This window comes from Rhodocyclus purpureus, from assembly GCF_016653115.1.
Lineage (GTDB): Bacteria > Pseudomonadota > Gammaproteobacteria > Burkholderiales > Rhodocyclaceae > Rhodocyclus > Rhodocyclus purpureus.
Map to the genome: position 1 here is coordinate 33,283 of NZ_NHRX01000019.1, position 24,341 is coordinate 57,623.

General features: G+C 67.1%; 20 protein-coding genes. 12 read left to right on the forward strand and 8 right to left on the reverse strand.

The features are described 5' to 3' along the window. Positions 1-500: 500 nt before the first annotated feature. The 3 genes from CCR84_RS04145 to CCR84_RS04155 all read right to left on the reverse strand — a co-directional run bounded on the left by CCR84_RS04145 (position 501) and on the right by CCR84_RS04155 (position 6,745). A complete protein-coding gene (locus CCR84_RS04145) occupies positions 501-4,877 on the reverse strand; it encodes a DUF3418 domain-containing protein (RefSeq protein WP_242508528.1) in 4,377 nt (1,458 codons plus the stop codon). Between the two features lie 217 nt (positions 4,878-5,094). Further along, positions 5,095-5,484 carry a fluoride efflux transporter CrcB gene (gene crcB, locus CCR84_RS04150; protein ID WP_201209946.1) on the reverse strand — a complete coding sequence of 130 codons (390 nt, stop codon included), beginning with the start codon at positions 5,482-5,484 and terminating at the stop codon, positions 5,095-5,097. A 286-nt stretch (positions 5,485-5,770) separates the two neighbouring features. After that, complete coding sequence (locus CCR84_RS04155; protein WP_201209948.1) at positions 5,771-6,745, reverse strand: LysR family transcriptional regulator; 975 nt, start codon at positions 6,743-6,745, stop codon at positions 5,771-5,773. Positions 6,746-6,896: 151 nt separating this feature from the next. Between CCR84_RS04155 and CCR84_RS04160 the strand changes: the two genes are divergently transcribed. From CCR84_RS04160 to CCR84_RS04195, 8 genes are all read left to right on the forward strand, one after another. After that, a complete protein-coding gene (locus tag CCR84_RS04160; RefSeq protein WP_242508529.1) occupies positions 6,897-7,610 on the forward strand; it encodes a hydrolase in 714 nt (237 codons plus the stop codon). Positions 7,611-7,670: 60 nt separating this feature from the next. Then, on the forward strand, positions 7,671-8,063 hold the full coding sequence (locus CCR84_RS04165) for a c-type cytochrome (RefSeq protein ID WP_201209949.1): 393 nt from the start codon (positions 7,671-7,673) through the stop codon (positions 8,061-8,063). A gap of 67 nt (positions 8,064-8,130) precedes the next feature. Next, a complete protein-coding gene (locus tag CCR84_RS04170) occupies positions 8,131-8,730 on the forward strand; it encodes an NAD(P)H-dependent oxidoreductase (protein ID WP_201209950.1) in 600 nt (199 codons plus the stop codon). Positions 8,731-8,842: 112 nt separating this feature from the next. Further along, positions 8,843-11,011: a catalase/peroxidase HPI gene (gene katG / locus CCR84_RS04175; protein WP_201209951.1), complete on the forward strand. Its 2,169-nt coding sequence runs from the start codon at positions 8,843-8,845 to the stop codon at positions 11,009-11,011. Between the two features lie 284 nt (positions 11,012-11,295). After that, on the forward strand, positions 11,296-12,249 hold the full coding sequence (locus tag CCR84_RS04180; protein WP_201209952.1) for a VTT domain-containing protein: 954 nt from the start codon (positions 11,296-11,298) through the stop codon (positions 12,247-12,249). A gap of 249 nt (positions 12,250-12,498) precedes the next feature. After that, complete coding sequence (locus CCR84_RS04185; RefSeq protein WP_201209953.1) at positions 12,499-13,215, forward strand: pirin family protein; 717 nt, start codon at positions 12,499-12,501, stop codon at positions 13,213-13,215. 196 nt (positions 13,216-13,411) lie between these two features. Beyond that, positions 13,412-15,238 (forward strand): glutamine--tRNA ligase/YqeY domain fusion protein, encoded by a 1,827-nt coding sequence (locus CCR84_RS04190; RefSeq protein WP_201209954.1) that lies wholly within the window; start codon positions 13,412-13,414, stop codon positions 15,236-15,238. Between the two features lie 92 nt (positions 15,239-15,330). Continuing rightward, a complete protein-coding gene (locus CCR84_RS04195) occupies positions 15,331-16,497 on the forward strand; it encodes a radical SAM/SPASM domain-containing protein (protein WP_201209960.1) in 1,167 nt (388 codons plus the stop codon). A 58-nt stretch (positions 16,498-16,555) separates the two neighbouring features. Here the strand turns inward: CCR84_RS04195 and CCR84_RS04200 are convergent, their stop codons facing one another. From CCR84_RS04200 to CCR84_RS04210, 3 genes are all read right to left on the reverse strand, one after another. Next, positions 16,556-16,882, reverse strand: a complete 327-nt coding sequence (locus CCR84_RS04200) for a type II toxin-antitoxin system PemK/MazF family toxin (protein WP_201209961.1) — start codon at positions 16,880-16,882, stop codon at positions 16,556-16,558. Continuing rightward, a complete protein-coding gene (locus tag CCR84_RS04205; protein WP_201209962.1) occupies positions 16,879-17,091 on the reverse strand; it encodes an antitoxin MazE family protein in 213 nt (70 codons plus the stop codon). Before CCR84_RS04205 ends, CCR84_RS04200 begins: the two co-directional genes overlap by 4 nt. A 148-nt stretch (positions 17,092-17,239) precedes the next feature. Beyond that, entirely contained in the window at positions 17,240-18,502 is a 1,263-nt protein-coding gene (locus CCR84_RS04210) for a YbfB/YjiJ family MFS transporter (RefSeq protein ID WP_201209963.1), read from the reverse strand. A gap of 519 nt (positions 18,503-19,021) precedes the next feature. Here CCR84_RS04210 and CCR84_RS04215 point away from each other — a divergent pair. Together CCR84_RS04215 and CCR84_RS04220 are read left to right on the forward strand one after the other, a co-directional pair. After that, the gene (locus CCR84_RS04215) at positions 19,022-19,807 is read left to right on the forward strand and encodes an AraC family transcriptional regulator (protein WP_201209964.1); all 786 of its coding nucleotides are present in this window, start codon (positions 19,022-19,024) and stop codon (positions 19,805-19,807) included. 80 nt (positions 19,808-19,887) lie between these two features. After that, entirely contained in the window at positions 19,888-20,892 is a 1,005-nt protein-coding gene (locus tag CCR84_RS04220) for an RNA methyltransferase (protein WP_201209966.1), read from the forward strand. 21 nt (positions 20,893-20,913) lie between these two features. On the opposite strand, the gene CCR84_RS04225 is transcribed toward CCR84_RS04220, so the two are convergent. After that, positions 20,914-21,678 (reverse strand): Mut7-C RNAse domain-containing protein, encoded by a 765-nt coding sequence (locus CCR84_RS04225; RefSeq protein WP_201209968.1) that lies wholly within the window; start codon positions 21,676-21,678, stop codon positions 20,914-20,916. A gap of 116 nt (positions 21,679-21,794) precedes the next feature. Here CCR84_RS04225 and CCR84_RS04230 point away from each other — a divergent pair, with 116 nt between their 5' ends. Next, the gene (locus tag CCR84_RS04230) at positions 21,795-22,079 is read left to right on the forward strand and encodes a hypothetical protein (RefSeq protein WP_201209970.1); all 285 of its coding nucleotides are present in this window, start codon (positions 21,795-21,797) and stop codon (positions 22,077-22,079) included. A 23-nt stretch (positions 22,080-22,102) separates the two neighbouring features. Here CCR84_RS04230 and CCR84_RS04235 read toward each other — a convergent pair whose 3' ends face one another. Then, on the reverse strand, positions 22,103-23,188 hold the full coding sequence (locus CCR84_RS04235; RefSeq protein WP_201209972.1) for a phospholipase A: 1,086 nt from the start codon (positions 23,186-23,188) through the stop codon (positions 22,103-22,105). A gap of 315 nt (positions 23,189-23,503) precedes the next feature. On the opposite strand from CCR84_RS04235, the gene pyrF reads away from it, so the two are divergent. Then, complete coding sequence (gene pyrF / locus CCR84_RS04240) at positions 23,504-24,340, forward strand: orotidine-5'-phosphate decarboxylase (protein ID WP_201209973.1); 837 nt, start codon at positions 23,504-23,506, stop codon at positions 24,338-24,340. Position 24,341: the final 1 nt, after the last annotated feature.

Below are 24,341 nucleotides of genomic sequence, written 5' to 3' on the forward strand. Positions count from 1 at the left end.
ACGCACTGAATCGCCACACCCTGCGGGCTCGCGATGACGAACTTCCGGGCAGCGGCTTCATCCCTTCGCAGTTTCACGATAACGATCATGGCGAGTCGTGCCCCCTCCTGAGCATGAAACGCAGCCAGCCGCTGCCGTCATTGCGAGGCGCGTAGCGCCGTGGCAATCCAGTTCGTTCTTCCATTCAGCCCTACGCACTGAATCGCCACGCCCTGCGGGCTCGCGATGACGAACTTCCGGGCAGCGGCTTCATCCCTTCGCAGTTTAACGGTAGCGATCATGGCGAGTCGTGTCACCCCTGAGCATGAAACGCAGCCAGCCACTGCCGTCATTGCGAGGCGCGAAGCGCCGTGGCAATCCAGTTCGTTCTTCCATTCAGCCCTACGCACTGAATCGCCACACCCTGCGGGCTCGCGATGACGAGCTTCCGGGCAGCGGCTTCATCCGTTCGCAGTTTCACGTTGATTCCAGGATGACCCGAGCGCGGATGACTCCCCGGTTCAGATTCCCTCCAGCATCTTCTGCAGCCTCTTCACCGAGACCGGCGCCGGCGTGCGCAGTTCCTGCGCGAAGAGCTGCACGCGCAATTCCTCGATCAGCCAGCGGAACTGCTCGAGCTGCGCGTCGGCCACGCCTTGGCGCGCGAGGTTCTGCGCGCGCCGCTCGTACTGCGCCCACAGCGCGGCGACCTCGGCCTGCGCGCGCGTGTCGCGGGCGATTCCCTCCGCGCCGTTCTTGCGCAGCTTGTCGAGGCGCAGCGCAGCCGCCTGCAGGTAGCGCTGGAAGTGCTGCAGGCGCTCGAACGGCGTATCGACGACGAAGCGCTTGCCGATCAGCCGGCCGATCTGGCGCTCGATGTCGGCGAGCACCGCCGCGTGCGTGCGGAAACCGGGCAGCTTCTTCGTCAGCGCCTGCCAGTCGACCAGGATGCGCTCGACCAGCCGGCAGATCTCCTGCGCGAGCAGCCCGATCCGCTGCCTGGCGTCGGCGCAGCGCGCGGCGAAGGCGTCGGCGTCATTCGGCCAAGGCTCGCCGAGACAGGCGCGCGCGAAGCTCGTCTCGATCAGCTGCCGGCGCAACTCGTCCGCCGAGCCGAGCGACAGGTAGAGCATCCCCATCTGGGTGAGGTTCGGCAGGTTCTTCTCGAGGTACTTCACCTGCTCGCGGAAGTTCAGCATGAAGAGGCGCAGCAGCCCCTGCCGATGCACGCGCTTCGCTTCCTCGGGCGAGTCGAACACGCGCAAGGAAACGCTGTCACCGTCGTCTTTGAGCGCCGGGTAACCGATCGCGCTCTGCCCGCCGGCGGCGACTTCCATGATCTCGGGCAGTTCGCCGAAGGTCCATGAGGTGAGCCCGGAATACGAGGGAGCGGCCGCAGCGCCGGCGAGCGGCGCCGCTGGCGGCGCCTCGTCCTTGACCGGCGCGGCGCCCTTGCCCGACCACTTGCTCTTCTTCTGCAGCGCTGCCACAGGCTCGGGCGCCTCGACCCGGCGCGCGAGGCTCGCCGCAGCCGCTGCGGCGAACTCGGCGCGCGCTTCCTTTCCCCACTCGGCGCGCAGTTCGGCGAGGTGGCGACTCATCGCCAGCAGGCGGCCTTCGCGCGGGCCGCCGCAGGCCTTGTACGCGGCCGGGCTCTCGTCGAGCGACTCGACCAGGCGGAAGTTCATGAACAGGTGCGCCGGCAGCGCGTCGACGCGGAAGGAATCGGGGGTCAGCGCCCAGCCGCGCGCGTTGAGCCCGCGTGTCTCATGGATGTAGGCGATCAAGGCGGCGAGCAGCGGCTCGTCCGACGGCGTCACCGCGGCGACGAAAGCGTCGGCGAACTCGGGCAGCGGCATCAGCTTCGCGCGGATCCTCTGCGGCAAGGTCTTGACGAGCTGCAGCACCTTCTCGCGCAGGAGTCCCGGCACCAGCCACTCGCAGCGCGTCGCCGGCAGGCGGTTCAGCTGCGCCAGCGGCAAGGACAGGGTGACGCCGTCGCGCGCGCTGCCCGGCTCGAACTGGTAGGAAAGCGGCAGCGACCAGGCCGCGGCACCGCTGCCGAACGAGAGGCGCGGCGGGAAGGCGTCGCTGGTGACGCCGGCGGCCTCGTGGCGCATCAGCTCGTCGCGCTCGAGGTGGAGGAGTTTCGGCTGTTCGCGCTCGGCCTCGCGCCGCCACTGCTCGAACGAGACCGCGTCGAATACCTCGGCCGGGATCACCCGGTCGTAGAAGGCGTGGATCAGCTCGTCGTCGACCAGCACGTCGGGGCGCCGCGACTTGTGTTCGAGCGCCTCGATCTCGTCGATCAGCGCGCGGTTGTGGCGATAGAAGCCCCAGCGCCGCGCGTACTCCTCGCTCACCTCGCCACCGACCAGGCCCTCGCGGATGAACAGCTCGCGCGCCATGGCTGGGTCGAGCGGCGCCAGCGCGACGCGGCGACGCGGCGTCACCACCAGCCCGTACAGCGTCGTGCGCTCGTAGGCGACCGCCTGCATCGCCTTCTTCTCCCAGTGCGGCTCGGAATGGCTGCGCTTGATCAGGTGCGCGCCGACCTGTTCGAGCCAGTCGGGGTCGATGCGCGCGACGCAGCGCGCGTAGAGGCGGCTGGTTTCGGCGATCTCGGCGGCGGCGATCCACTTGCCAGCCTTCTTCTGCAGGGGCGACCCCGGATGGACGAAGAAGCGGATGCCGCGCGCGCCGAGGTAGTGCGCAGCCTCTTCGGAACGACAGCCGATGTTGCCGAGCAGGCCGGAGAGCAGCGCGCGGTGCAGCATCGCGTAGCGCGCAGCTTCGGCGCCCGGCGTGAGCGGTGCGCGTTCGGGCAGCGACGAGACGAAGGCCGCAGGTGCTTCACTGGCAGGCGCGCGCTCGCCCCGGCGCGGCGCGCCCTTCTTCGCTTCAGCCCTGCCCTCGCCCGGACGCGCCAGCCAGCCGTGCTCGGCAGCGAGCGCGTGCAACTGGCCGTGCACGTCGAACCACTCGCGCATGCGCTGCGGCGACAGGAAGTTCTCCTGGCAGGCCTGCGCCAGCTTGCGCTGCGACTTCTTGTGCGCGAGCTCGCCCTCGTACCAGCGCCACAGCTTGAGCCAGGAGAGGAACTCGGACTTGTCGTCGGCGAAGCGCGCGTGCGCGGCGTCGGCGCTGCCCAGGCGCTCCTGCGGACGGTCGCGCGGGTCCTGCACGGTGAGCGCGGCGGCGATCACCAGCATCTCCTCGAGGCAGCCCTCGGCGCGCGCGGCGACGATCATCCTGGCGATGCGCGGGTCGAGCGGCAGGGCGGCGAGGATGCGGCCGATCTCGGTGAGGCTGCGCGCGTCGTTCACGGCGCCGAGTTCGGTAAGCAGCTGGTAGCCGTCGCTGATCGCCTTCCCCGGCGGCGCGTCGATGAACGGGAAGTCCTCGATGTCGCCGAGACGCAGGAGCTTCATGCGCAGGATGACGCCGGCCAAGGACGAGCGCAGGATTTCCGGGTCGCCGAAGGCCGGCCGCGCGGCGAAGTCGGCCTCGTCGTAGAGGCGGATGCAGACGCCGGCGGCGACGCGGCCGCAACGCCCGGCGCGCTGGTTGGCGGCCGCCTGCGCGATCTTCTCGACGCGCAACTGCTCGACCTTGTTGCGGTACGAGTAGCGTTTCACGCGCGCGAGACCGCTGTCGACGACGTAGCGGATGCCGGGGACGGTGAGCGAGGTCTCGGCGACGTTGGTCGCGAGCACGATGCGCAAGCCGCCGTGGGGGCGGAAGATGCGCGACTGTTCCTCGGCCGACAGCCGCGCGAACAGCGGCAGGATCTCGGCGTGCGCGCCGGCGCCGCGGAAGGTGTGCTTGCGCAGCGCCTCGGCCGCGTCGCGGATCTCCCGCTCGCCGGGCAGGAAGACGAGGATGTCGCCGGGACCGTGGCGCAGGAGTTCGTCGCAGGCGTCGACGATCGCGTCGTAGAGGTCGCGCTCCGGGGCGGCGTTGGCCCGCGCCCGCGCAGCCACGTCGCGCGCCGGCGGCCGCGGCGTCGGGGCCATGGAAGAAGCGCTGGTAGCAGCTTCTTCGCCCGTCGCTTCACCGACATCATCGCCCGCTTCCTCGTCCTCGGCGAGCAGCGGCAGTTCATGCAGCGGCCGGTAGCGCAGCTCGACCGGATAGAGCCGCCCGGACACCTCGATCACGGGCGCCGGCCGCCCGGCGAGCGCGAAATGGCGTGCAAAACGCTCGGCGTCGATGGTCGCCGAGGTGATGACCACCTTGAGGTCGGGGCGCTTCGGAAGCAACTGGCGCAGGTAGCCGAGCAGGAAGTCGATGTTCAGGCTGCGCTCGTGCGCCTCGTCGATGATCAGCGTGTCGTATTTGGCGAGCAGCGGGTCGCCCTGCGTCTCGGCAAGCAGGATGCCGTCGGTCATCAGCTTGACGAAGGCGTTCGGCGAAGTGCGGTCGGTGAAGCGGATCTTGTAGCCGACCAGCGTCCCCGGCTCGCACGCGAGTTCCTGGCCGAGGCGGCTGGCGACCGCGCGCGCGGCGATCCGCCGCGGCTGCGTGTGGCCGATCAGCCCGCGCGTGCCGCGGCCGAGCGCGAGGCAGATCTTCGGCAACTGCGTCGTCTTGCCGGAACCGGTTTCGCCGCAGACGATCACCACCTGATGCGCGGCGATCAGCGCGGCGATCTCGTCGCGACGGCCATTGACCGGCAGGTCTTCCGGAAAATCGGGCTTCGGCAGGCGCGCAACACGCGCGGCGACGGCAGCGCGCGAGCTGGCGAGCAACGCCTCGGCTTCGGCCACCAGCGCCGCCTTCTTCTCGCCGAAGGCATGGCGCGACTCGCGCGCCAGCTGGCGCAGCCGCGCCTGGTCGGCAGCGAGGCAGTCGGGAAAATCGGCGGCGCGCCGCGGCGCTTGGGGTGCAGTGCTCAAGCTTCTACCCATCGAAGAAAACGTTCATCCTTGAAACTTCTTTTCAGCCACGAAAGACACGAAATAAAACAGAGGATGCAGTCGTTCAAGGTGAAATCCATCGGGCCATGCCCGGCGCCACCTCAGCCCATGCATGCTTTCGTGTCTTTTCGTGCCTTTCGTAGCCAACTGCCTTTTCCAGATTCATTCGCAGCGGGGGCGCAGGCTGCACCGCGGCCTACGACCAGATCCGCTGCGCGCCGACCGAAACGAGCCCGAGCCAGGTCATCGTCAGCGAGCCGACGACATGCAGGCCGGCCGCCGCCAGCGCCCAGCCCAACTGTCCGGCGAGCAGGCGTTCGACGACCTCGGCGGAAAAGGTCGAGAAGGTGGTCAGCCCGCCGAGAAAGCCGGTGATCACGAACAGCTTCAACTCGGGCGGCAGGTCGGCCGCATGATGAAAGACGCCGAGCGCGACGCCGATCAGGTAGCCGCCGACCAGGTTGGCGGCGAGCGTCCCCAGCGGCAACGCCAGCAGCAGCGGATTCAGCGCGAGGCCGAGCAGCCAGCGCGTCCACGCACCGAGCGCGGCGCCGACGCCGATCACCGCGAATGCCAGCAGGTTCATGCTCGCTCCTTCGTGCCGCCGCATTCAGCGCGGCGAACTGCGCAAAACATGATTTTACCTTTTTCCGGAACCTGCCCTTGCCGTCGTCAAAGTTCGCACCGGAAAGCTGGTCCCGGTCAGCCACGCGGCCGGAGTGCTCATTCGACGCAGCGAGCGTGAGCCTCTGCCTGCGGCCGGTAGCATGTGCCGTCAGCGCCAAGCTGCCATTCAGCAGGCTTAGCCACTCCGCTCGTCGTCGCTCCTGGTGCCGAGATCCTGTTTTTGCGGGAGCCGGAGCGCCTCCGGCTCACGGGACAGCGCGCGCCACGTCGATGCCCTCGCCCCCTGGCGCGGTCTGCGCCAGCAGGGCCGCGCGGGTGACCGGGCTCTCCAGGCGATTGAGCCACCACTGCAGCGCCCGCCCCTGTCTTCCTCGCTCGCTACTGCGCCACACATAGGTGACCTGGATTCCGGGAATCGGGCGCGCGACTTGCCGGGTCACGAGCTGTCCCAGATCGATGTAGGGCTGCGCAATGCAGGTCGGCAGGAAGCCGGCGCCCACGCCCTTGATCTGCGCCGACAGCATCATCGACATGTCGGTCACCGTGAGCACGTCCTGGCCGGCCTGCAGCCCCATCGCGATCCCTTCGGCGAGCCGCGCCGAATCGGCAATCGACACCGCGCGATGCTTGCGCAAGTCCGCGTCCGACAAGGGCTCGGCGGCGTGCGTCAGCGGATGACGGGGCGACATGGCGAAGACGTGCTGCAAGGTACCGAGCACTTCCCGCTGCACGCCCGTGGTCGCACTCGTTTCCACGACGACGCCCAGGGCGAGATCGGCTTCGCCGGAGGTCACCGCTTCCAGGGTGCCGGTCAGCGTTTCCGTGCGCAGGCGGAGCCGGGTCGGCGGGTTCAGCTGGAAAAACAGCTCGCAGAGTTCCGTGATCGTGGGGCGGTCGATGATGCAGTCCACGGCAATCGTGAATTCCGGCTCCCACCCGGTCGCCACCCGCTTCACCCGGTTGGCGATGGCGTCGATATCCGCCAGGAAGCAACTGCCCTCGCGCAGCAGTTCCTCCGCGGCCTCGGTCGGCCGGGCCTTGCGCGAACTCCGGTCGAAGAGCAGGACATCGAGCGCCTCCTCGATCTGGCGTACCCGGTAGGTGAGGGCACTGGGCACCATGTTGAGGGCGCGTGCCGCCGCCGCAAAGCTTCCGGTCTCGGCGATCACCTGCAACATGGAGAAGGCGGCCGGAGTCAGGACATCGCGTGGAGTGAGCATGAGAAGCCTCGTCGTTCAGTATTTTTGAAGAGTATCGTCAAAGCAGCAGAACCATCAAGCCAGCCCGCCGCCGCATACTTCGTCCCGTCACCACAACGCCTGGCCCGGACCAGCGTTCTGGAGTTCATCCACCAGACGAAGGAGTCTTACCTTGAACCTCAAGAATCTCATCAAAGCGGCATTGCCCTTCATGCTCGCCCTCTCGATCATGCCCCAGGCTAACGCCGCACCGCCGTCGGACAAGTTGCTGACGCCGACCAACCACACCCTCATCCTGATCGATCACCAGCCGCAGATGGCGTTCGCGACGCGTTCCATCGACATCGCCGAACTGCGCAACAACGTCACCGGCCTGGCCAAGGCGGCGGCGGTCTTCAAGGTCCCGACCATCCTGACCACGGTGGCGGAAAAGTCCTTCAGCGGCCCGATCTTCCCGGAACTGCAGGCCGTCTTCCCGAAGCAGAAGCCGATCGACCGCACCACCATGAATACCTGGGAAGACCAGCGCGTGGTCGATGAAGTCAAGAAGCACGGCCGCAAGAAGGTGGTCATGGCCGCCCTGTGGACCGAAGTCTGCCTGCTTGAACCCGTGCTCTCCGCCATCGACCAGGGCTACGACGTGTACATCGTCACCGATGCCTCCGGCGGCGTGAGCAAGGAAGCCCATGACATGTCCGTGCAGCGCATGATCCAGGCCGGCGCGCAGCCCGTCACCTGGTTGCAGTACATGCTCGAACTGCAGCGTGACTGGGCGCGTGGCGAAACCTACATGCCGGTCATGAAGATCGCCACCGAGCACGCGGGTGGCTACGGTCTCGGCGTCATCTACGCCCAGGAAATGTTCCAGGCGAAGGAAGGCAAGTAAGTCCCCCACTGAAACACAGGCGCCCCTGCGGGGGCGTCCGCCTTTTGCGAAGAAAGTCTCATGCCTGCGCGCTTGGCCGCTATCGTCCTTCCCGTGCCGCCCGTCCGTCGAGTTCGTCCTGTTCGTCGACTCGCTACGCTGGCCCTGCTTGGCCTTCCGGCCCTGCTCGCCCTGCTGCCATCCCTCTCGCTGGCCGCCGACGCAGCGCCGGGCGAGGAGGGACGCCGCGTCTATGAATCGGTTTGCAGCGCCTGCCATGCCCCGCAGAACGTCATGGTCAGTTCGCCCAAGGCCGGTGACGCCGTCGCCTGGCGGCAGCGCCTGGCGAAAGGCCTTCCGGCCACGGTCGATAACGCGGTGAACGGCCTGGGCGCGATGCCGCCCAAAGGCGGCGCCAGCGAGTTGTCCCGCGAGCAGATCCGGCAGGCCATCCTGTACATGAGTACTCCCTGACTCGCGCAGCGGCGAGGGCGTGCCCCTGCCTACTCTGCCTCCTATTCATTCCTGGAAAAAAACGATCGTGAAGATCCTGCAAATCAACGCCAGCGCCCGCTCCGTCGGCTCGAACTCGACGCGGCTGGCCAATGCCGTGACTGCCCGCCTGCAGGCGCAGCACCCGGAGGCCGAGGTCGATCTGCTCGACCTGTCCCGCCACCCGCGTCCGTCCCTCGATGAAGCAGCGCTGGGGGCCTTATTTACTCCGGCCGATCAGCGCACGCCCGCCCAGGCGGCCCGCGTCGCGCTCGACGACCAACTGATCGCCCAGGTGCAGTCGGCGGACTTCATCGTGATTGGCGTGCCGATGTACAACTTTGGCGTACCGACGCAGTTGAAGTCCTGGATCGACGGCATTGCCCGCGCCGGCGTCACCTTCGTCTACACCGAGAAAGGCCCGCAAGGCCTGATCAAGGGCAAGAAGGTCTATCTGGCACTGGCCCGCGGCGGCATCTACCGCGACACCGCCGCCGATTCGCAGGTGCCGTATCTGAAGCATGTGCTCGGCTTCCTCGGCATGACCGACGTGCGCTGCATTTATGCCGAAGGCCTGGCCATGGGCGCGGACAGCGTCGAGAAAGGTTTTGCGGCAGCTGCCGCCGACCTGGACGCCGTGCTGGCGTGATGGCCCGCCGTCGCCACGGCCGCGATCACCACCCGGTCGTTCCTGCGTGCCGCGAACGACGTCAGCGCCGATTCCTGATGCATTTCAGTCATTAACAATCAAGGAGTACAAGATGGACAATGCGAGCACTGCCGGCGTCTGTCCGGTGATGCACGGCGGCGCCACTTCGGCGAGCACGGCGCAGATGCCGTGGTGGCCGAAGGCGCTGAACCTCGACATCCTGCACCAGCACGACAGCAAGACCAACCCGCTCGGTGCCGGCTTCAACTACCGCGAAGAGGTGAAGAAGCTCGACGTCGACGCGCTCAAGCAGGACCTGAAGGCCCTGATGACCGACAGCCAGGACTGGTGGCCGGCCGACTGGGGCCATTACGGCGGCCTGATGATCCGCATGGCCTGGCACTCTGCCGGCACCTACCGCATCGCGGACGGCCGTGGCGGCGGCGGCACCGGCAACCAGCGTTTCGCCCCGCTCAATTCCTGGCCCGACAACGGCAACCTCGACAAGGCGCGCCGCCTGCTCTGGCCGATCAAGAAGAAGTACGGCAACAAGCTGAGCTGGGCCGACCTGATGATCCTCGCCGGCAACATGGCCTACGAATCGATGGGCCTGAAGACCTTCGGTTTCGCCTTCGGCCGCGAGGATATCTGGCATCCCGAGAAGGACATCTACTGGGGCTCGGAGAAGGAATGGCTGCAGAAGAGCGGCGGCGAAGGCAGCCGTTACTCGGGCGAGCGCGACCTCGAAAACCCGCTGGCCGCGGTGATGATGGGCCTGATCTACGTGAACCCCGAAGGCGTCGACGGCCAGCCCGACCCGCTGAAGACCGCGCGTGACATGCGCGTGACCTTCGCGCGCATGGCGATGAACGACGAGGAGACCGTCGCGCTCACTGCCGGCGGTCACACCGTCGGCAAGGCGCACGGCAACGGCGATGCCGCCAAGCTCGGGCCCGCCCCGGAAGGCGCCGATCTCGAAGAGCAGGGCCTCGGCTGGATCAACCACAGCAGCCGCGGCATCGGCCGCAACACCGTGACCAGCGGCATCGAGGGCGCCTGGACCACGCACCCGACGCGCTGGGACAACGGCTACTTCAAGATGCTGCTCGAGCACGACTGGGAACTCAGGAAGAGCCCGGCCGGCGCCTGGCAGTACGAGCCGGTCAACATCAGCGAAGAAGACCGCCCGGTCGATGTCGAGGATCCGTCGATCCGCTACAACCCGATCATGACCGACGCCGACATGGCGCTGAAGGTGGACCCCGAGTACCGCAAGATCGCGGAACGCTTCTACCAGGACCCGGACTACCTGGCCGAGGTCTTCGCGCGCGCCTGGTTCAAGCTGACCCACCGCGACATGGGACCGAAGTCGCGCTATATCGGTCCGGACGTGCCGCAGGAAGACCTGATCTGGCAGGACCCGGTGCCGGCCGGTCGCAAGGATTACGACGTTGCCGCGGTGAAGGCGAAGATCGCCACCAGCGGACTGTCGATCAGCGAACTGGTCGCCACCGCCTGGGACAGCGCGCGCACCTTCCGCGGCTCGGACAAGCGTGGCGGCGCCAACGGCGCACGCATCCGCCTGGCCCCGCAGAAGGACTGGGAGGGCAACGAGCCCGCACGCCTGGCCAAGGTGCTGGCGGTGCTGGAGAAGATCGCCGCCGAAGCGGGCGCCAGCGTCGCCGACGTGATCGTGCTGGCCGGCAATGTCGGCGTCGAGCAGGCGGCGAAGGCGGCAGGCGTCGAAGTGACGGTTCCCTTCGCGCCGGGTCGCGGCGACGCGACGCAGGAAATGACCGATGTCGAGTCCTTCGCGGTGCTCGAACCGCTGGCCGACGGTTTCCGCAACTGGCTGAAGAAGGACTACGTCGTCCAGCCCGAGGAACTGCTGCTCGACCGCGCGCAGCTGATGCGGCTCTCCGCCTGCGAGATGACGGTCCTGCTCGGCGGCCTGCGCGTGCTCGGCACCAACCACGGCGGCAGCCAGCACGGCGTGTTCACCGAGCGCGTCGGCGTGCTCAGCAACGACTTCTTCGTCAATCTCACCGACATGGCCTACACCTGGAAGCCGACGGGTCGCAACAGCTATGCGATCGTCGAGCGCAGGAGTGGCGCCGTGAAATGGACGGCCACCCGCGTCGATCTGGTGTTCGGTTCGAACTCGGTGCTGCGCGCCTACGCCGAGGTCTATGCCCAGGACGACAACAAGGAGAAGTTCTTCAGGGACTTCGTCGCCGCCTGGACCAAGGTCATGAACGCCGACCGCTTCGATCTGGCCTGATATCGTCGGGCGAGGGGTCACTGTCCGTCCTCTCGCCCAAAGATGAAGCGCATGGTGTCAGGTCCGGCAATGCGACGTCAGCGTTTGTCGGGCAGAGCCACCATCTCGGCGACGGCGCGCGGAATGGTCACCCGACGCGGCGATGCGAACACTGACACCGGCCGCACGCCGGATTGCTGCCGACGTGCTGCCTGCTCCGACACCGCCACTCGTGCACTCCGGGTGGCTGCTTGCTTGAGCAACGGAGCCGCATTCCGAAGCATCGACAGCCTCAAGAAAGAACCGTGGATATCACCCAGATCAGCCAGACGCTGCGCGACGACGCGCTAGTAATCGTGTTCACGAACGTCCTGATGCAACAGCTCGGATTGCCGGTACCGGCAGTCCCGACGCTACTCCTCGCGGGCAGCCTGGCCGCGAGTTCAAGTTCCCTCGGCCAGATGTTGGCGGCCGCCATGGTCGCCTCGGTCGTCGCTGACTGGCTCTGGTACTGGTCGGGCCGTGTCTTTGGCTACAAGGTCCTGGCGGGACTGTGCAAGCTGTCGATCAATCCCTCTTCGTGTGTGAGCCAGACCGAGGCTCGCTTCATGCGCTGGGGTCTTCCCTCAGTGGTCGTCGCCAAGTTCATCCCCGGCTTTTCGACCGTTGCGCCCCCCATAGCGGGAGCGATGCGCATGAGTCAGCCCGGCTTCCTCGTTGCGGCAGGCATCGGTGCCGGCTTGTGGGCGGGGCTGGCGCTCTGTGTAGGGTGGCTGATGCAGGATACCGTGCAGTCCGTCATCGTCGTGCTCGAGGCGCATGTCGGCAGAGTCCTCACCGTCGCGATCCTGCTTCTCGCGTGCTGGCTTGGCTGGAAAATCTGGCGGAAATATCGATTCACCCAGTCCATTGGGATCCCGCACATCACGCCGGATGAATTGCTTGCCGTCCTTGATGGCGAAAGTCCCCCGCTGATACTTGATCTGCGCGGCGCGACGCTGATCGCCGAAACGGGGCCGATCCCGGACGCACGGATCACCACACAGGCTTCGTTACTGGAGACGGTGAGCGCATGGCCGAAGGAGCACCCCATCGTGACCTTGTGCGCCTGTCCGCAGGACGCCAGCGCAATCCAGGCGGCACGGGCGCTGCTGCGCGCAGGTTACGTATCTGCCAGGCCACTGAAAGGGGGGTATGAGGGATGGATCGCCTCCACCCAACGGCCCCTCTCTGCCACATCGTGCCCGAGCAAGGCCTGAACTCCCGAAGATCCGGCGCGTGACGACCGGGCGCCGCCTCTGCGCTTGCCGCGACCGCAAAACTGTCTGCATCGGCCACCCGCATGAACGAGATCATGGCGTCGAGACGGCTCATTGTTGCTCTAACAGCAACTATCAATTACTCATTGTCCTCTATTTAAGCTCATTGGAGATATCTAAATTTCGGTCATCGCCAAGCTTCGACGGCAGTGCGCCTGAGCTGTCTCAACATCCGAGGATATGCAAATCATGGAAATCCGCCCCGCCGCAGAACGCGGCCTCGCCAACTTCGGCTGGCTGCATTCGCAGCACAGCTTTTCCTTCGGCAGCTACTACGACCCGCAGCACATGGGGTTCTCGGACCTGTTGGTGATCAACGAAGACCGCGTGCGCCCGGGCCGGGGCTTCGACCCCCACGGCCATCGCGACATGGAGATCTTCTCCTATGTCCTCGAGGGTGCACTAGAGCACAAGGATTCGATGGGCAACGGTTCGGTGATCCGCCCGGGCGACGTGCAGATGATGAGCGCCGGCACCGGCGTGCGGCACAGTGAATACAACGCCTCCCGCGAAGACTTGGTGCACTTCCTGCAGATCTGGATCGTGCCCGAGCGCAAGGGCGTGGCGCCGCGCTACCAGCAACAGCATTTTGCCGTCGCGGAAAAGCGCGGCAAGCTGCGGATGATCATCTCGCCCGATGGAGCCGAGGGCTCGCTGTCGGTGTATCAGGACGCCCGCGTGTACGCCGGCCTCTTCGACGGGAATGAAGCGCAATCTTTCCAGTTGCCTGCGAACCGTTTCGCCTACGTTCATGTCGTGCGCGGCACGCTCGAGGTCAATGGCCAGCGCCTGGCCGCCGGCGACGCGCTCAAGCTGCGTAGCGTACGCGAGATCGGCTTCGCGAAGGGTGAGCAGGCCGAGGTACTGCTGTTCGACTTGAGCCCCAACGAAACGCCGCATTACTGACCCAGCAAGCCGGTCGCTCGCCTCGGGCTGGCCAAAGTCACCGTCCAGCGATTGCATCTGCCCGGCTTTGCCTGATGGCAGTGCGACGGCCCGGCCAATGCGAAATGGCCGCACCTCGGCGTCAAGTATCGGCACGCGGCCGGCCACGGGCCGCCCTGCTGCTAAAATAGGCGGCTTCCGGAAACGAGGAACCGCCGTGAGCACCACCCCGAACGAAAACGCCGCGCCCGCCAGCAACTTCATCCGCAACATCATCGACGCCGATCTGGCCGCCGACAAGTTCGCCCAACGCCGCTGGCGCGGGCAACCAGGTGCTGCCGCCGACCACGGCGCCGCGCCGCTCGACCCGGCACGCATCCGCACGCGCTTCCCGCCCGAGCCGAACGGCTACCTGCACTACGGCCATGCCAAGTCGATCTGCCTCAACTTCGGCCTCGCCGAACAGTATGGCGGCCGCTGCCACCTGCGCTTCGACGACACCAACCCGGAGAAGGAAGACCAGGAATTCGTCGACTCGATCATCGACGCGGTGCGCTGGCTCGGCTTCTCCTGGCAGGACGACAAGGAGGACAACCTCTACCACGCCTCCGACTACTTCCCGTGGATGGTCGCGTTCGCCGAGCACCTGATCGTCACCGGCAACGCCTACGTCGACAGCCAGAGCGCCGAGGAAATCCGCGCCGGCCGCGGCACGCTGACTCAAGCCGGCGTCGATTCGCCCTACCGCACGCGCAGCGCCGAGGAGAACCTCGACCTCTTCAAGCGCATGCAGGCCGGCGAATTTGCCGACGGAACGCACGTGCTGCGCGCGAAGATCGACATGAGCGCGCCGAACATCAACCTGCGCGACCCGCTGATCTACCGCATCCGCCACGCCGAGCACCACCGCGCCGGCAACCGTTACTGCGTCTATCCCCTGTACACCTTCGCGCACCCGATCGAGGACGCGCTCGAAAACATCACGCACTCGATCTGCACGCTCGAATTCGAGGACCAGCGCCCGTTCTACGACTGGCTGCTCGAACGCCTGGCCGAGACGACGACGCTTGCCGACGGGCGCGTCGTCGGCGGGCTGCTGCAGCGCCCGCTGCCGCAGCAGATCGAGTTCTCGCGGCTGAACCTCACCTACGTCGTCCTCTCCAAGCGCAAGCTGATCCAGCTGGTCGACGAAGGCCACGTCGACGGCTGGGACGACCCGCGCCTGCCGACGCTCGCCGGCGCCCGCCGCCGCGGCTACTCGCCCGAGGGCTTCCGCCTCTTCGCCGAGCGCATCGGCGTCTCCAAGTCGGACTCGCTGATCGACTTCACCCTGCTCGAAGACTGTCAGCGCGAGGCACTCAACGAATCGGCCGAGCGCCGCATCGCCGTGCTCGACCCCCTGAAGCTGATCATCACCAACTACCCGGAAGGCCAGCGCGAGGACTGCTCGGCGCCGAACCACCCGCAGAAACCCGAGCTCGGCAGCCGCACCATCCCCTTCGGCCGCGAGCTGTGGATCGAGCGCGAGGACTTCATGGAAGTCCCGAGCAAGGGCTACCGCCGCCTCTTCCCCGGCAACCTGGTCAGGCTGCGCTACGGCTACGTGGTGCGCTGCACGGGCTGCGAGAAGGACGCCGACGGCAAGGTCACCGCGGTGCTCTGCGAATACCTGCCCGAGACCAAGTCGGGGACGCCCGGCGCCGACTCGGTCAAGGTCAAGGGCAACCTGCACTGGGTGTCGGTCGCCGACGCCTACACCTGCGAGATCCGTCTCTACGACCGGCTGTTCGCGGTGCCGGCGCCCGGCGCCCGCAGGGAGGGAGATGCCGAAGGACTCGAACGCAACTTCCTCGACGACATCAACCCGAACTCGCGCGTGACGATCACCGCACAGCTCGAGCCGGCGCTGAAGGACGCCGCGCCCGAAGCGCGCTTCCAGTTCGAGCGCCATGGCTACTTCGTCGCCGACCGCGTCGACAGCCGCCCGGGCGCGCCGGTATTCAACCGCGCGGTGACGCTCAAGGACTCGTGGAACAAGGGCTGACGCCGCAGTCGCACCCCTCACTTCGCCGCATCTTCCCGGGGTCCCGTCGCCATCGCGACGGGACCCCTGATTCATTTGTCCCTGCTGAAACCATGACCGAAAGCACCCTCGAACTCCGCCCCGCCGCCTCTGCCAGCCAGCCCCACCTCGACCCGATCGTCGGCGGCCGCGTCGAACTGCAACTGCTGACCACCCTGAAGTGCAACTTGAAGTGCACCTACTGCTCGCTCGGCGTCGGCGACGTGCTCGGCTCGCAGACCGAGTTGAAATACGACATCGAGCAGCTCGCCGCCTTCATCGACAAACAGCTCGCCGGCAAGGAAATCTACGTCACCTTCTACGGCGGCGAGCCGACCCTCAACCTGCCGCTGATGAAGGAAGTGATGCGCCGCTTCCCCGGCTTCCGCTACCAGTTGCAGACCAACGGCACGCTGCTCGACAACCTGCCCGACTGGATGCTGCACAAACTCTCCAACGTGCTCGTCTCGATCGACGGCGGCGAGGCCACCACCGACGGCTTCCGCGGTCGCGGCGTCTGGCGGCAGGTGCAGAAGAACGTCGCCCACGTGCGCGACCGAATCGGCGGCACCGTCACCGCGCGCGTCACCTGGGGCAAGCCGGAAACAAGCTTCGAGGAACTCGACGACCTCGCCGAGAGCTTCGACTACCTCTACTGGCAGTTCGTCGCCGACGAGCAGTACGGCGGCGACTCGCTCGAACGGCGCAAGGAAGTGCTGGTGCGCCTGATCGACAAGTTCTTCAACCGCACCGACAAGCTCTACCCGCTGATCCCGCTGATGGGGATGGTGCGCAACAAGGTGCTGCCCTCGCGCGTCGAGGAACTGTGCCACGGCCTCACGCAGTGCCGCGTATCGACGCACATCCTCAACGTGATGCCCGACGGCCGCATCTTCCCCTGCCCCGACATGCTCTACGACCCGGCCATGCAGATGGGCGAAATCCAGGGCAACTGGTTGAAGTGCAGCCCGCTGCAGCCGCACCCGGCGATGCCCTGCGAGTCCTGCGAGGCCTTCGCCTGGTGCCGCAGGAACTGCATGAAGAACCTGCACCGCGGCTACGTGCAGGGCGACGCCGCCTACCGCGAGCGCGTCGTCGAACCGATCTGCGAGCTGATCCGCTTCATGGGCCGCGAGATCGACCGCCACGACCCGCAGGCGTGGTTCGCCGAAGCGACCCTGCCGGTCAGGAAGCAGGTGGCGGATGCGGAGGTCTACGAGTACGTCGAGATCATGCCGTAGGCGGCAAGAACGCCCGCCGCTGCAACGGATCCCGGGTGCTGCCGATGACCGTACAGGCTTACTCGGCGATGCCGAGAAAGACTGCCAGGCAGCGCTCGACTTCCAGCATCCGGCCTGCATCGAGCCTGCCGAAGCTCGGCCCGACTTTCTCGCGTGCGACGGTCATGCATTTGTCGACCATCACTTGCGACGAACTGCGCAAGCCGTTGGCGGGCGTCGGTTCGACGGCGACGCGAAAAAGCGCCGCGTCGCGCAGTTCGCTGGTGACGTGCAAGACCGTCACCGACGGATGGGCAGCAAAGAAATCGGACTGGATGACCAGCGCCGGTCGCGGCTTCCCGTAGTCTCCTTGCAGTGCGATCGTGACCAGGTCGCCGCGTCTCATTCCCAGCCCTCGACGTCGGCAGCCGCCGCGATCCAGTCGAGAACATCCCGCTCCTGTGTGTCGCCGCGCAAGGACTCGGACTGGCGGCGGCATTCTTCAGCAAACGAGGGGCGGCGCGTATCCGGCACCCAAAGCTGTACCGGACGCAGTCCAGCCATGCGCAGGGCCTGTCGGCGCTTCTGGACTCTGGCAGTCACTGTCGTGGTCATGAGATTCTCCATGAGTTACATGTAACAAGATAGCCGCCTCTTGCGTTACATGCAACTTGAGCGTCACGGCCACTGCACTGCCAAGCACCGCAACAGCCGGCCGGGCAGGGGCTCACGCGCGGCGACGCTGAAGGCAGGACACTCCCGATCATGCCGCAGGCTCGACGCAAGGCCGGGGCGCTGCCACGGTCTCACCTGCGCCGGCAGCATCGACCCCTGCGCTGCGCCGCTCCTCGGCCATCACCGCCCGAAGCAGGAACATGCCGGCGCCCATGACCACGGCGGTGACGACCAGCGCGCCGTGATAGCTGCCGGTGGCGGCGGCGATGTAGCCGCTCATCGCCGGGGCGCCGATCTGCGCGACGCCGTAGCCGAGCGTCATCCTCGCCATCGCCTTGGCCGGGTTGGCCGGGAAGTGGCGGCCGATCAGGGTCAGCGTCAGGCTGACGATGCCGACGAAGGTCGCGCCGAAGAGGATCGCGCCGAGCACGTTGAGCGCGGGACTGTCGCTGAGCACCGGCAGCAGGGTCGCCACCGCCTGCAGCCCGTAGGCGATCATCAGCGCGCGGATCTGGCCGATCGACGCCGCGACGCGGTCCCAGACGAAACAGGAGGGCGCCGCGGCGAGGCCGACGATCACCCACACCCAGCTGCCCTTGCCTGCGAGCAGCGGCAGTTGCACGAGGATGGCGACGATGAAGGTCGCGCTGACGACGAAACCGAACCCGGCGCAGAAGTAGGCGGCGATCATCAACCACAGCCAGCGCAGCGTCGGCGGCGCGACAGCCGTCGTGCTCGCAGCGCCCGCCGCCGGCTTGAGCGTCGCCGGTGGCGGCAGCCAGCGCCACGCCGGGACGAAGAAGCAGAGCCCGAGCAGGCCGAGCCCCAACCACTGCTGGTCCCAGGGGAGCCAGTCGACCATCGCGCCGACCGCGAATCCGGAGACGGCGATACCGAGCCCCAGTCCCATGAAGTGCAGTCCGAGTTCGGGACGGTGTCCCTGCCGCAGCAGCCAGTTGAGGACGAGGCCGGAAGCGAGCAGGAGCCCCGCCGTGCTGGAGAAGCCGGCGACGAATCGCAACAGCGCCCACAGCACGACGTCGTCGGTGAGCCCCATCGCCGCCGTGCTGGCGACGCCGAGGACGAGCCCGAGCCGGTAGAGGACGAACTTGCGCCCGAGGTCGCTGATCGAGGCCGCCAGCAGCGCGCCGAAGATGTAGCCCGCGTAGTTGATGGTCGCCAGCCAGCCACCGGCGACGTGCGACAGTTCCGCCTGCTCGCGCATGATCGGCAAGAGCGGCGTATAGGCGAAGCGCGCCAGCCCGACGGTGAGGATCAGCGCGCAGACGCCCGCGGCGATGACGCGATAGCGCTCGCTGCGCACGGCCGGCGTCAGACTGCTCGTATTCATCGGTTGTCTCCTCGCTCGAATCGTCATGTCCATGTTAGCGAGAGAGCACAGGCACGCCTTTCGATATACTGACGATGACTATCGACGAAACGCCAGGAACCCGATAACGGTCATGGCGAGTTGCGCCAACCCGGAGCATGGCCCGTCCGCTACCGTTCATTGCGAGGCGCGCAGCGCCGTGGCAATCCAGTTCGTTCTTCTCTCTCCTCGCCCTCAGCAGCTTTCCAGGGCGCGCCGATAACAGCCCTACGCACTGGATCGCCACGCCCTGCGGGCTCGCGATGACGATGTCGTTCCAGCTGGCGCTTTTAGTCATTGCGAGGCGCGCAGCGCCGTGGCAATCCAGTTCGTTCTTCTGTCTCCTCGCCCTTACCAGCTTTCCAGGGCGCGCCGATATCAGCATCTACGCACTGGATCGCCACGCTCTGCGGGCTCGCGATGACGGGTTGCTGCTCCGGGGCAGCGGCTTCATCCCTTCGCAGTTTCACGTTAAATCGGGCAATACGGCAGGAGTAAAGCATGCTGGAGAGCGGAGACTGGACCACCATCGAGGTACCCGAGATCGACGCGCTGCCGGGCAAGGTCTTCCTGCGCTCGCAGAACCTGGCCGCACGCGAGCTCTTCCCGCCGCACACGCACCGCTGGCACCAGTTCGTGTACGCCACCTCGGGAACGCTGGTCGTCACCGTCGCCGACCGCTGGTACGTGATCACGCCCGAGCAGGCGATCTGGGTTCCGGTAGGCGTCGCGCACAGCACCGGCGCGCTCAGCGGCGCGGCCTTCCGCAACCTCTACGTCGCAGACTTCCCCGGACTCGACATGCCCGACCAGTGCACGGTTTATGCCGTCACCGGCCTCCTGCGCGCGCTGATCGTCGAGCTCGAACGCTGCGCCGAGGAGGGCGAAAGCGCGACCTACGTCGACAAGGTGAACGAGCTCCTCTGCGAACAGCTCGGGCGACTCTCCCGGCAGGACTTCCACCTGCCGTGGCCGCGCAGTGCACAGCTGAACCGGATCTGCTCGACGCTGCACGCCAACCCCGCCGACCCGCGCAGCATCGACGACTGGGGACGCGAACTCGGTGCCTCGGGACGGACCCTGGCGCGCCGATTCGAGAAGGAAGTCGGCATCTCGCTGCGCGAGTGGCGGCACAAGCTGCGCCTGTTCCTGGCGATGGAATGGCTGTGCGCCGGGCGCCCCGTCACCGACATCGCGCTCGACCTCGGCTACGCGTCGACCTCGGCGTTCACCTACATGTTCAGGCAGGAAATGGGCTGCCCGCCATCGGCATGGCGGTCGCGCTGAGGGCGCTGGTGTGTCGGCGCGAAATCCCGCAGAATGCGCCGGCTGTTCATCCAACGCCCTCCTTCCCGACTCACTCAGCGATGCAACTCGACACCCTCCGCCAGCGCCTGCGTGCGCTCGGCGCCAAGCCGGCGCACGAGGCGCGCTTCCTGCGCGCCTGGGTGCAGGCGCGTTCGCTCGACAACCGCAAGAGCCGCGCCGAGGACTTCCTGCCGCTGGCGCTGCGCGAGGCTCTGCCCGAGATCGGCGCCGAGCTCGACGCGCTCGCGCGGGTCCGCTCCGAGCATCCGGGTGCCGACGGGTCGGCGCGCCTCCTCGTCGAACTCGCCGACGGGCAGACGGTGGAGAGCGTGCTGCTGCCGCGCGACGGGCTGTGCGTGTCGTCGCAGGTCGGCTGTGCGGTCGGCTGCGTTTTCTGCATGACCGGCCGCGACGGCCTCCTGCGCCAGCTGGGCAGCGCCGAGATCGTCGCGCAGGTGGTGCTCGCCCGGCGCCGGCGGCTGGTGAAGAAGGTCGTCTTCATGGGCATGGGCGAGCCGGCGCACAACCTCGACAACGTGCTCGACGCGATCGACTTCCTCGGCAGCTTCGGCGGCATCGGCCACAAGAACCTGGTGCTGTCGACGGTCGGCGACCGCCGCGTCTTCGCGCGCATCGGTTCCGGCCCGGTCAAGCCGGCGCTGGCGCTGTCGCTGCACACGACGAAGGCGGATCTGCGCGCGCAACTGCTGCCGCGCGCGCCGCGTCTTGCGCCCGAGGAAATCGTCGAGCTCGGCGAAGCCTACGCGCGCGCGAGCGGCTACCCGATCCAGTACCAATGGACACTGATCGAGGGCGTGAACGACGGCGAGGACGAAATCGACGGCATCGTCCGCCTGCTCGCCGGCAAGTACGCGCTGATGAACCTGATTCCGTACAACGCCACGGCCGCGCTCGAATTCCGCCGCCCGGCCTGGGAGGCAGCGACGGCGATGGCGCAGGAGCTGCACCGGCGCGGCGTGCTCACCAAGCTGCGCGATTCGGCCGGACAGGACGTCGACGGCGGCTGCGGGCAGTTGCGCGCGCGCACGCTTGCCGGGACCTGAGCCGCGACTGCCACGCGTCATTCACGGTTCAGGCTCGGGGCTCGCCACCGTCGCCTGCGCGATCGCCGTATCGAGCAGCTTCTGCATCCGCTGCCAGTGCGACCCTGGCCAGAACACTCGCCCGCAATGATCGCAGGTGGTGAAGCGCGCCTGCCGTGCCCTGACTGAAGGCGGCAGGCGGTCGGCTACTTCCGACTTGTCGACCGCACGCAGCGGCGCGTTGCATTCGAGGCAGCGCGTGAAGGGTTTGACGCAAGGCACGAGTTCGAGCCGCGCGACGATCTCGGCCAACTGCTGCCGCGGTTCCAGGGCATGCACGTAGCAGCCGTGCTCGAGCGTGCGCAGCTTCAATAGTTCGCGGTCGCGCGTGAGCAGGATGCGGCCTTCGCGGACGGCGAGCTCGGCCAGTTCGACATCCCGATAGTCGTTGCGATAGAGCGTGTCGAAACCCGCCATGCGCAGCAGGCGGGCAAGCCCGCCGAGATGCGCGTCGGCGACGAAACGCGGCTCGCCCGGCAGGCTCCGGCACAGGCGCGGGTTCACCCCGGTCGCGGCGCGGTGCGGATGGACAGCGACGCGGTCGCCGTCGCGCAGTTGCCGGTCGAAGCCGACCGACTCGCCATTGACCAGGATCAGCCCGACCTCGGTGTGCGGAACGCCGAGCGCCTCGATCATGTGCTTGGTGGTGGCGCTGCGCGCGCAGGGCACGCCGAACTCGCGTCGCCGCCGCTCCGGCGGCAGGAAGTCGTTGAGTTCGTCGTGGAAGCGAAAAATTGCCGTCGTCATCGATCCTGGCCTATCATCTGCGTATCGCGTAGCGCTGCCGGATCATCCGGCAAGCGCAGACAGCACCGTCGCGGAACGGCACGCAGCCGCGAGCCCAGCCAAGGGAGCCACACCTCATGAGGCAAGTCATCCCGCAGACCCACGCGGACTACGACGAGACGCGGATCATCGAACGACCGGACGGCTTCTACTGGACCACGAAGGATGGGGAACGCGAGCTCGGGCCGTTCGCGACGCTGGTCGAGGCGGTCGAGGAGATGGAGTCCAGCGACGACGAAGCCTTCACGCCCGGAGAGTCGCTCGCCGAAGCCGAAGACGAGATCGGCATCGCCGACTGGATCGACCCCGACACGCACGAGCCCGCCGAGGAAGGCCGGGCGAGGATCGACGACAGCCATTGAGCAGGAAGCCGCAGCGGGCGGCCTCACATCCAGTCGGTGAGCAGCACACCGAAGCCGATCGTATCCTGCCGGTGGTTGTAGTCGATCATGCTCTCGCCGTAGCCGGTGGTGAACTGCACGTAGCCTTTCAACTGACCCGCGCTTTTGCTGCTCTCGTCGCGCTGCAGCCAGCTGGAGAGCGGGAAAGTCCAGTCGAGCTGCAGGAAGCCACGCCTCGCGTCCCAGGTGCTGCGTCCGAGCAGGCTCAGGGTCTGACTGCCGAAGCGGTAGCTCGCCTCGGCCTCGTAATCGCCGACGTAGCGGTTGATGCCCGGGTTATCGTCGCTGTCGGCGCTTTCCCTGATCCGGTACCAGGGTTTCAGGATCAGCTGGAACTTGTCGCCGTATTCGAAGCCGGCCTGCGCGTAGAGCCGGTTCCAGCTACGCGACAGTGGCTCGCTGCGACCGTTCGACTGGTGCGAGAAACCTAAATTGACGAAGCGGCCGCGCAGTCCGAGCAGCGGGTAGTCGGCAGGCACGGTGACGAAGATCTCGGGTTCGTAGTTCGTCTCGCGGAAGGGCGCCGAGATTCCCGCGTTGTACAGTTGCCAGCTGTTCTGCTGCGTGTAGCCGAACCATAGGTCGGCGCCGCGCCCGAACAGGTTTTCCGCCGCCTTGGTCTTGAAACTCAACTGGAACTTCACTTCGGCCGGATCCAGCCCCTCGTCGCGACCGTTCGCGCTCTTGAAATAGCCGACATAAGGGCGCTGGTTCACGCTGTCGGTGTAGCGTGCGAAGAGGAAGTAATTGGGCTTGTGTGGCCGGAAGGACCAGGTGCCGTTCTTGCTTTCGGGATCGAGTTCCCAGCGCGCGGAGAGCGGCGTGACGGTTCTCGCTTCGCCGGCGAGCGCTGGCCGGAGCGTCGCCGACGGATCCGCTGCAGCGGCGTCCCCGGAGACGGGCTGCGGGGTAGGCTGAGCTGCGGTCTGCGCGGCAGCCGCCAGCCTGTCGAAGCAGCGCAGTCGCGCCACGTCTTCGGCGATCGACGCGCACTCGCGCAGCGTCATCGTGTCGGCCGCCGATGCGCCGAAGGCGGCGCCGAACAGGACGGTTCCGAAAATTTCCCGCATTGTTCTTGAGCTGCTTGGCATCAAGCCTCCCCCCCTGAGTTGCGCTGACCGGCCGCAGCCGGCCAGCCAACATTGTAGTGAGATCGGCGCCCCCGAATGACAAAAAGATCGTCTGTGGCGCAGGTCCGGCGAACGCCGGCAACTGGCATCCGCTGCGCCGACGCTCAGCCAAAAGGGGCGACGACGCTTACAATGTCGGCTTCGGCGAGCTCGGCTGCGACCGCGACCCCGGCCTACGCGTCTGCGCCGGCGCCAGCTACCAGCTTCCCCGCAGCCATCGCCCCTTCTTTCCTTCCGCCGCGCCGATACCGCCCCATGCACACATCCGACAGCCAACACGCCACCTTCGTCGATCGCCTCAACGCCGCCTGGACGGCCAGCGATTCGCTGCTCTGCGTCGGTCTCGACCCCGACCCGGCACGCTTTCCCGCGCAGCTTGCCGGGCGCCCCGACGCGATCTTCGAATTCTGCAAGCAGATCGTCGATGCCACCGCCGACCTCGTCTGCGCGTTCAAGCCGCAGATCGCCTACTTCGCGGCGCAGCGTGCCGAGGACCAGCTCGAAGCGCTGATCGCGCACATCCACGCCGCTCACCCCGGCATTCCCGTGATCCTCGACGCCAAGCGCGGCGACATCGGCAGCACCGCCGAGCAGTACGCGGTCGAGGCCTTCGATCGCTACCGCGCCGACGCTGTGACGGTCAATCCGTACATGGGCCGCGACTCGATCGAGCCCTACCTCGCCTGGAGCGACCGCGGCATCATCCTGCTCTGCCGCACCTCGAACCCCGGCGGCAGCGACCTGCAGTTCCTCGACGTCGGCGGCGAACGCCTGTTCGAGCGCGTCGCCAGGCTCGCTGCCGGCGACTGGAACAGCAAGGGGCAACTGGCGCTGGTCGTCGGCGCGACCTTCCCGGCCGAGATCGCGCGCGTGCGCGAGCTGACCGGCGACATGCCGCTGCTGGTACCGGGGATCGGCGCCCAGGGCGGCGACATCGAGGCGACGGTCAAGGCCGGCCGCGACAGTCGTGGCCGCGGGCTGATGATCAACTCCTCGCGTGCGATCCTCTACGCCGGCAAGGGCGAGGATTTCGCCGCCGCCGCGCGCGCCGCCGCGCTGGCGACGCGCGACGCGATCAACCGGTACCGCTGAG